Raw genomic sequence first — 5,607 nt, forward strand, 5'->3', positions numbered from 1 at the left:
TGCGGCCCCGGCCGCACCCGCTGCCGAGCACCACGGAGGCACCGGTGAAGGACCTGAAGTTCGAACAGAAGCAGTCGCTGTCGCGTACGGAGGCGGCCGACCAGCTCTCGGCGCTCGCCGACGCGCTGCGTCGCGGGGGCAACGCCGAGCTGGAGCTCGGCCCGGGGGTGCTGAGCTTCCGGATCCCCGACGACCTGCGCGGCGAGATCGAGGTGGAGGTCGGCGACGGGGAGGTCGAGCTGGAGATCGAGTTCAAGTGGTCGACCGCCGCGGCCGACGGGGCCACGACGTAGCCGTAGCCGGCGGCAGCCGGGCGGTGGGCGGCCCGCACCGGTCGGCGCAACGCGCGGATCGGTGCCGTCGCGAGCAGCATGGAAGCGAAGCACGGAGCGGAGCTTCCCGGCCCGCGGCGGATGCGGGCCGATCATCGGGACGAGCCCTGGAGGCCCCTGACATGTCGAGGAACTCGGCGATCGCCGTACCCGGTCTGACCTGGCGCTCCCCGCGGGAACGCGCCGACGACGGCCGGGCGGCCCGTGCGCGTTCGCCCCGCTCCGGCCACGGCGACTACGACCCGGGCCGGCAGCGGACCGATCCGATCGCGATCATCGAGAAGCAGTCCGCCGTTCGGGTCCAGGAGCTGGTGCCGATCCGCTACGGGCGGATGTCGGAGTCGCCGTTCCGGTTCTACCGGGGCGCCGCCGCGATCATGGCGAGCGACCTGGCCGACACCCCGGCCTCCGGGATCCGGGCCCAGCTGTGCGGCGACGCTCACCTGCTCAACTTCCGCCTGCTGGCCTCCCCCGAGCGGCGCCTGGTCTTCGACATCAACGACTTCGACGAGACCCTGCCCGGCCCCTGGGAGTGGGACGTCAAACGGCTGGCCACCAGCATGGTCATCGCCGCCCGTGAGAACGGCTTCTCGGAGGCGGAGCGCGCGGCGATCGTCCGGACGACGGTCCGCTCCTACCGGCAGCGGATGCGCCGCTTCGCCGGGATGGGCAACCTCCCGGTCTGGTACACCCAGGCCGACGCGGAGACCCTCGAGGCCGTGGCCTCGGGCCGGCTGCACCGGCGCGGCCGCAAGGAGCTGTCGAAGGCCCTGGCCAAGGCCCGCACCCGGGACACCATGCAGGCGTTCGAGAGGCTCACCGAGGTGGTCGGCGGCAAGCGCCGGATCGCCCCGCAGCCTCCCGTGGTCACCCGCCTCACCGATCTGCTGCCCCGGGTCGAACGCCAGGTCCTGGAGGGCATGCTCCGCAACCTGATCGGCCGCTACGGCAGCACCCTCCAGTCGGACCGCCAGCACCTGCTCGGCGAGTACACCCTGGTCGACATGGCCCGCAAGGTGGTCGGCGTCGGCAGCGTCGGAACCCGGTGCTGGATCGTGCTGCTGCTCGGCCGTGACGGCGAGGATCCGCTGTTCCTCCAGGCCAAGGAGGCGGACGAGTCCGTGCTCGCCGCGCACGCCGGCGCCAGCCGGTACGCCACCCAGGGCGAGCGGGTGGTCGCCGGCCAGCGGCTGATGCAGGCCACCAGCGACATCTTCCTCGGCTGGGAGCACGTGCTCGCACCCGACGGCGTGGAGCGCGACTTCTACGTGCGTCAACTGCGGGACTGGAAGGGCATCGTCGACCCGTCGATGATGGTGCCGAGCGGACTCGAGCTGTTCGGCGAGCTGTGCGGCGCCACGCTCGCCCGTGCCCACGCCAGGTCGGGCGACCGGATCGGCATCGCCGCCTACCTGGGCGGCGGGGACGTGTTCGACCGGGCGCTGGTGAGGTTCGCCGAGAGCTACGCCGACCAGAACGAGCGGGACCACCAGGCCCTGCTCGACGCCGTGAAGTCCGGCCGGGTGACCGCCGAGGAGGCCTGAACCCGACCGCCGCGCCCGACCACCGCGCCCCCGGGCTCTCAGTTCTCCGGCGGCCCGGCCGGGCCGGGGTCGCGGCGGTCCCGGGAGGGGAGCTGTCCTCGGGCGGACCGCCAGCGCGAGCGCAGCTGCTCCAGCAGGACGTCCCACTGGTGCCGCACCTCGTCGTCGGGCGGGCGCCGCCCGTGGCGGATCCGGTCGAGTTCGACGGCCACCTCGCGGCCGAGCGCGGCCGAGCCGACGAAGACGAACATCAGGCCGAACAGGGCCGAGAGCATCGCGAAGACCGCGCCCACCGAGCCGTAGCGGGTGGCGTAGGAGCTGAAGAGGTGGGGCAGGTAGACGGTCGTGCCGACCGAGTAGGCGGCCTCCAGGACCGCCACGATGACGCCGAAGGGCAGCAGGTCGCGCCGGCCGATCCGCCGGGCGGACAGCACCCGGCCGCTCCAGCCGAGGAACACCGCGGTCAGCGGCACCTCACACAGCGAGGCGGCCAGCCCGAAAGGCGTGCCACCGAGCGCGACCCAGACCCAGCCGGTGACCGTCAGGTAGCAGGCCAGGCCCAGCACCCACCGCAGGCCGTTCGGTGTGTTGCGGACGCTCAGCGGCTTCAGCTCCCAGGCCTGTTCGAACAGCCGCTGGGTGGCGCGGGTGAAGCTCAGCACCGAGAGCAGCAGGAACAGCAACCCGAGGATGTCCAGGCCGCCGTCGGTGGCGACCGAAGGCTCGAACAGCTGCCTGACCGCCGTGGCCCCGCCCCCGGTGAGGCCGTACCGGTTGATGATCCGGCTCGCCACGTCCGGCGGGCCGAAGCGGGTCAGCACGGTGGCACCGAGCACCGCGAGCGGGATCAGGGCCGTCAGCGCGCTGGAGGCCAGTGCCATCGAGCGGTCGAAGCCGGCCACCCGCTGGAACCGGTTGACCACTCGCAGCGCGAACGCCGGACGCAGCCAGAACGTGAGTGTCCTGGTGAGGCGCTCCCGCCTGATGGGCCCCGGCCCCCTTCCTCGGACTGCGGACCGTGCTGTGACAACGCGAGCGTAGCGCCACCGCCGCGCCGGATCCGGCTCCGACGCGGCCCCGCGGCCCGCGCGTCGTCCGTACGGGAGCGAGCCGCCGGGGGCGGCGGTCAGCCGGTGGGCAGCCGGAGTTCGGCGACCGCGCCGCCCGCCGGGTCGTTGCGCAGGTGCAGGGTGATGCCGAGGGCCTCGGCGTGGCCCTGCGCGATCGTCAGGCCGAGGCCGTGGCCGTGGCCGCGTTCGCGGGCGCCGGTGCGAAAGCGCCGCGGCCCCTCGCTCAGGATGTCCTCCGGATAGCCGGCGCCGTGGTCGCGGACGGTGAGGCGGGCCCCGTCGACCCGGACCTCGACCGGGGCGCGGCCGTGCCGGTGGGCGTTGGCGACCAGGTTGGAGACGATCCGGTCCAGCCTGCGGACGTCCGTGGTGACGACCGCGCCGGCGACGATCAGCAGGTCGGTCGGGGACCCGGCGGCCGCCACCATCCGGGTGACCACCGGCCCGAGCGGGACGACGGTCAGTTCGGGGCGTTCGGCGCGGGCGTCGAGCCGGGAGACCTCCAGCAGGTCCTCGGTCAGGCTGCACAGCACCCGGACCCGGCCCTGCACCAGTTCGGTGGGCCGGCCCGGCGGGAGCAGTTCGGCCGCGGTGAGCAGCCCGGTCAGGGGGGTGCGCAGCTCGTGCGCGACGTCGGCGGTGAAGCGCTGTTCGCTCGCCAGCCTGCTGCTCAGCACGGCGGACATCGAGTCGACCGCCGCGGCCAGTTCGGCGACCTCGTCGCGCGGGCGGCCGAGCGAGCCGATCCGGGCGGCCAGGTCGCCCCGGGCGATGGTGCGGGCCGTGCGGGCGGCGATCCGCAGCCGGCGGCTGATCCGGTCGGCGGCGAGGACGCCCGCCAGCACCGTCACCACCACGGCGAGGGCGGCCGACACCAGGATGGTCCGGTCGAGTTCGGCGATGGCCCGTTCGTCGTCCGCGTAGTCCACCCGGACCGACACCACCTGGACCGGTTCGGTGCCGCCGCCGATCCCGGCGGCGCCCCACATCGCGGTGCCGTCGGGTCCGGGGCCGAGCATGGTCCCCTGGCGGCCGCGTTCGGCGAGGCGGCGCAGCTCGGCCGGGAGGGCCGGGTCGTCGGGGACGGTGTTCCAGCCCACCAGCTCGCCGGTGCGGTCGTACCCGGTGAGCAGCGAGTCGAGGGCGTTCTGCGCGGACTTCCTGGCCTGCCCGGTGTGCTGGTGCACGGAGGCCTGGTGGACGAGCAGGCCGAGGGTGAGGGCGACCAGGAAAGAGACCAGGGCGACGGTGGCGGCGATCTGTCGGCGCAGGGTCATCCGGCCCGCCGCAGCTTGTAGCCGAAGCCCCGGATGGTCTCGATCCGGCCCGCCCCGATCTTGGCGCGCAGCCGCTGGACGTGGACGTCCACCACCCGGCTGTCGGCGCCCCAGGAGTAGTCCCAGACGCGTTCGAGCAGGATCTGGCGTTCCAGCACCACGCCGGGTGCGGCGGTGAACTCCAGCAGCAGCCGCAGTTCGGTCGGGGTGAGCGGGACCGGCCGCCCGTCCACCCGGACCTCCATGGCGTCGGTGTCCAGCTCCAGGCCGTCGATCACCCGGACGGCCCGCGGTGCGGCCGGGGCGGGGACGTCGGCGGGTGCCTCGGCGGCCGGCCGGGGGGCGAGGCCGGTGCGGCGCAGCACGGTACGGATCCGGGCGACCAGGACGGCGCTCTCGAAGGGTTTGGTGATGTAGTCGTCGGCCCCGGCCTCCAGGCCTGAGATGACGTCGATCGGGTCGGTGCGGGCGGACATCATCAGGATCGGGAGCAGGCTCTCCTCGCGGATCCGGCGGCAGAGCCCGACCCCGTCGAGCAGCGGGAGCATCACGTCCAGCAGCAGGATGTCCGGGGGCTGGGCGCGGAAGCGCTCGAGCCCCTCCAGGCCGTCGCCGGCCGTCTCCACCGGGAAGCCGTACCGTTCGAGGGCCATCCTGGTCGCCTCGCGGATCACTTCGTCGTCCTCGACCAGCAGGATCCGGGGGGCGGGGGCCGCCGGGGCCGCGCCGGCGGGGTGGTGGGGTGCCGGGTGGTGGGTTGCCGGGTTCACGAGGTGGGCCTCACAGGGGCGGCGGACGGCGCCGAGCGGCTCGGGACGGCGGAGACGGCGGGTTGGGGCGCTCCGCGCCGGGGGCTGCCGTCGTCCTCGGACGGGTCGGCCGTCGGCCGGGGTGCCGGGGCGGTGGGCGCGCAGAGGGTCGGGGTCGCGGTCGGGCCGGTGCCCTTGATCTGCCGGTCGGTCACCAGCATCCGGTCGGACCGCCAGCCGTACCTGGTGTCGGTCTGGGAGTCCGGACCGTTGGGCTCGTGCACGACGAGCTCCGTTCCGGCGGTGTCGGCGGTGAACCCGGCCAGGACGCTCTGGGCCAGCACCGGGAAGACCTGGCCGTCCCGCGCGGTGTAGACGTGCAGGTAGGCGTGGTGGGCGGCGGTCACCACGGCGGTGATCAGCTCCGGCCGGCCGTCGCCGCCGAGGTCGCGGTACTGCGCGGGCCGCAGCTCGCAGCCCTGACAGCCGGCCAGGGCGGCCCGCTCGTCCTCCGGCAGCCCCGGGTCGTGGGCGAGGACGGTGGCGGCGTCCAGGCCGCGGAGGTCGCCGGCGGCCGCGGTGACCCCCGGCAGCGCGGCCGGCGGCGGCTGGTCGGTGGGCGGTGCGGCGGCGGG

General features: G+C 74.6%; 6 protein-coding genes. 2 read left to right on the top strand and 4 right to left on the bottom strand.

What is annotated here, in order from left to right; genetic code table 11:
- On the top strand, positions 1 to 293 hold a 293-nt coding region (locus AA75_RS46735; protein WP_233289430.1), incomplete at its 5' end, for an amphi-Trp domain-containing protein.
- A 161-nt stretch (positions 294 to 454) separates the two neighbouring features.
- A complete protein-coding gene (locus AA75_RS41645; protein WP_033825724.1) occupies positions 455 to 1,876 on the top strand; it encodes a DUF2252 domain-containing protein in 1,422 nt (473 codons plus the stop codon).
- A gap of 38 nt (positions 1,877 to 1,914) precedes the next feature.
- Here the strand turns inward: AA75_RS41645 and AA75_RS41650 are convergent, their stop codons facing one another.
- The 4 genes from AA75_RS41650 to AA75_RS50530 all read right to left on the bottom strand — a co-directional run.
- Positions 1,915 to 2,799 (bottom strand): YhjD/YihY/BrkB family envelope integrity protein, encoded by an 885-nt coding sequence (locus AA75_RS41650; RefSeq protein ID WP_233289431.1) that lies wholly within the window; start codon positions 2,797 to 2,799, stop codon positions 1,915 to 1,917.
- 203 nt (positions 2,800 to 3,002) lie between these two features.
- Entirely contained in the window at positions 3,003 to 4,223 is a 1,221-nt protein-coding gene (locus tag AA75_RS41655) for a HAMP domain-containing sensor histidine kinase (RefSeq protein ID WP_033825725.1), read from the bottom strand.
- Positions 4,220 to 4,921, bottom strand: coding sequence for a two-component system response regulator CseB (cseB, locus tag AA75_RS41660; RefSeq protein WP_033825734.1), 702 nt, complete (start codon positions 4,919 to 4,921; stop codon positions 4,220 to 4,222). The genes AA75_RS41655 and cseB overlap by 4 nt, the downstream gene beginning before the upstream one ends.
- Before the next feature lie 68 nt (positions 4,922 to 4,989).
- Positions 4,990 to 5,607: hypothetical protein (locus tag AA75_RS50530; RefSeq protein ID WP_033825726.1), on the bottom strand; the 618-nt coding region annotated here is incomplete at its 5' end.

This window comes from Kitasatospora sp. MBT63 (genome assembly GCF_000710465.2).
In the GTDB taxonomy this organism is placed as follows: domain Bacteria; phylum Actinomycetota; class Actinomycetes; order Streptomycetales; family Streptomycetaceae; genus Kitasatospora.

Bases quoted from the DNA above. Each gene is read 5' to 3' on its own strand.
- AA75_RS41645 (WP_033825724.1), top strand. From the start codon at position 455: ATGTCGAGGAACTCGGCGATCGCCGTACCCGGTCTGACCTGGCGCTCC.
- AA75_RS41655 (WP_033825725.1), bottom strand. From the start codon at position 4,223: ATGACCCTGCGCCGACAGATCGCCGCCACCGTCGCCCTGGTCTCTTTC.